The following is a 2,088-nucleotide window of genomic DNA, read 5'->3' on the forward strand; positions in this document are numbered from 1 at the left end:
GATTGCCAACAAGCACGAACTGGGCCTGCCGGAAGACCGTAGGCACGATCGCCTCGCCCCCCGCAGGACCCGCACCGAGATCACGCTCGACGACGGCAGCAAATATGTCTGCCGCATCATCGACCTGTCGCTGTCGGGCGCTGCCGTGGATATGGAAACGCGCCTGCCGCTCGGCACGGCGATCCTGCTCGGCAGCATGAAAGGCCGCATCGTGCGGCATTTCCAGGAAGGCGTGGCGATCGAGTTCCTGGGAATTCAATCGCGCGAGGCGTTGAGAGAATTTCTCTAGGCTCCAGAAGCGCCGGCCACAACCCATCTTTCGGATCCTTTCCCACCACCTGATATTGCAGAGACCAAGCGCGCTTCACCGGCGCGCCTTTTCGCATGTCCGCGACCTGCACTGAAACGGCACGCCGGAAGCCCCGATCGACCGCCGGCGAGCGATCAATGACGGGCCTACTCCCGCCGCCGACGCCGTCAGCGCTCCAATCTGGCACAGTCGGAAGCGGCCGACTGGAGCAGAACGAGACGAAAATCGTGGCGGCCTCCGTTTTTTTGAAGAAAAATCAAAATTATTTCGGCGGTTCGCCCGTCGATTCGGCGTCGAAACACATCCTGCCATGGTAAACGAAGACTAATCCCCGGGACCGCGCGCACTGGGAACGGGGTGGATCGATGCCAAGCACGTCTCGTGCCCGGTGCCCAGCCGTAATGCCCTTTCGAAAAACCCGAATTCTTTCAACCGCAAGGATGGTTTACGCATTCTTTCGCGACTGCCCATCGGGTGTAGGCAGGCGCAAATTTAGATGGCATTTGAATCAATATAATCTAAAATTATATTCAAGTTTAAATTTGATTTTGTACATATTTGATTTGAGTTTGTACTTAGTTTTACTTCCGATATTCGCGCGCAATAAAAATCTCGGTGTCATTGTCACTCCAGAACGGGGAGACAGACATGACAAAGAAAAATTTCCTGAAGACCGGCCTCATCGCCGCCTTCCTTTGTGCGGCGGCAGCCCAGTCGGCCTTTGCCTTTTCCGCCAACATGACCACGGACGGCGCAACCAATCCGCCGGTCGGCCACTACGAATTCTGCCGCAGCCAGCCGCAGGAATGCCGCAGCAATGGCGGCAGCGCGGCACCGACGGTGCTGACCCGCGATGGCTGGAAGAAAATCCTCGAGGTCAACTACGACGTCAACGAAGCGGTGACGCCGATGACCGACATGGAGATCTACGGCGTCGAAGAGCGCTGGGCCTATCCCGACAAGGTGGGCGATTGCGAGGATTATGTGCTCTTGAAGCGCAAGCTGCTGATGCAGGCAGGCTTTTCGCCGTCCAACCTTTTGATCACGGTCGTCCTGCAGCCGAATGGCGAGGGCCATGCAGTGCTGACGGTACGGACCGACCGCGGCGACTTCGTTCTCGACAATATGCGCAACAAGGTGCTGCTCTGGTCCGAGACCGAATATACGTTCCTGAAGCGCCAGTCGAACGAGAATGCCGGCCGCTGGGTGAAACTGCAGGACGGTCGCGCAGTGGCCGTCGGCAGCCTCCAGACGCAGTAATCCACCATCACGAGACATCGCGCCTCGGACCGGGATGCCCGGGGCGCGCATGAAAAGGGCTTTGGTCGCCCCCATCCCCGTCCCTGACCAGGCCCTCTCGGCCGGTTCCGCTGTCCCCGGAACCGGCCGTTTTTTTCTTTCCGCCCCCTGTTGAGATGAAGAGCGGGCACGATGGGCGGCACGGCCGGGTGGCGACCGATACGATGATATTCACCGGATATTAACCATGTTGACGCAGCGTTTCGCCTGGCTGCTCAAAGAGCATGCCGTTTGCCACGCCTGTTTCCCTTCGAGATGGGCGCTGCCGAGACCGCCGCAGCCACTCACGGGAGCACCGTCGTTACTCGATGACCGCCAAGCCCCAAGCCACCAAGGACGACGCCTATCGTCCGCTGATCTCGGCCCGCTTCGTCTACGGCCTGACGGCGATCGCGGTGGGGCTTGCGGCCTTGACCGGAGCAATCAGCCTCGCCGGCCGCTGGAGGGGTGAAAACCTGGCACTTGCCGGCCATACGACA

At 59.6% G+C, this 2,088-nt stretch carries 2 protein-coding genes; both read left to right on the forward strand.

Annotated features, from left to right (window positions below; all coding sequences use genetic code 11):
* Positions 1–289: PilZ domain-containing protein (locus VL202_RS13850; protein ID WP_325464695.1), on the forward strand; the 289-nt coding region annotated here is incomplete at its 5' end.
* A 669-nt stretch (positions 290–958) separates the two neighbouring features.
* Positions 959–1,570 carry a transglutaminase-like cysteine peptidase gene (locus VL202_RS13855; protein ID WP_325464696.1) on the forward strand — a complete coding sequence of 204 codons (612 nt, stop codon included), beginning with the start codon at positions 959–961 and terminating at the stop codon, positions 1,568–1,570.
* The last annotated feature ends 518 nt before the right edge of the window (positions 1,571–2,088 follow it).

This window comes from Pararhizobium sp. (assembly GCF_035497515.1).
In the GTDB taxonomy this organism is placed as follows: domain Bacteria; phylum Pseudomonadota; class Alphaproteobacteria; order Rhizobiales; family Rhizobiaceae; genus Pararhizobium.

What these genes read in the sequence shown, in the direction of transcription:
- VL202_RS13855 (WP_325464696.1), top strand. Translation starts at nt 959, where the DNA reads ATGACAAAGAAAAATTTCCTGAAGACCGGCCTCATCGCCGCCTTCCTT.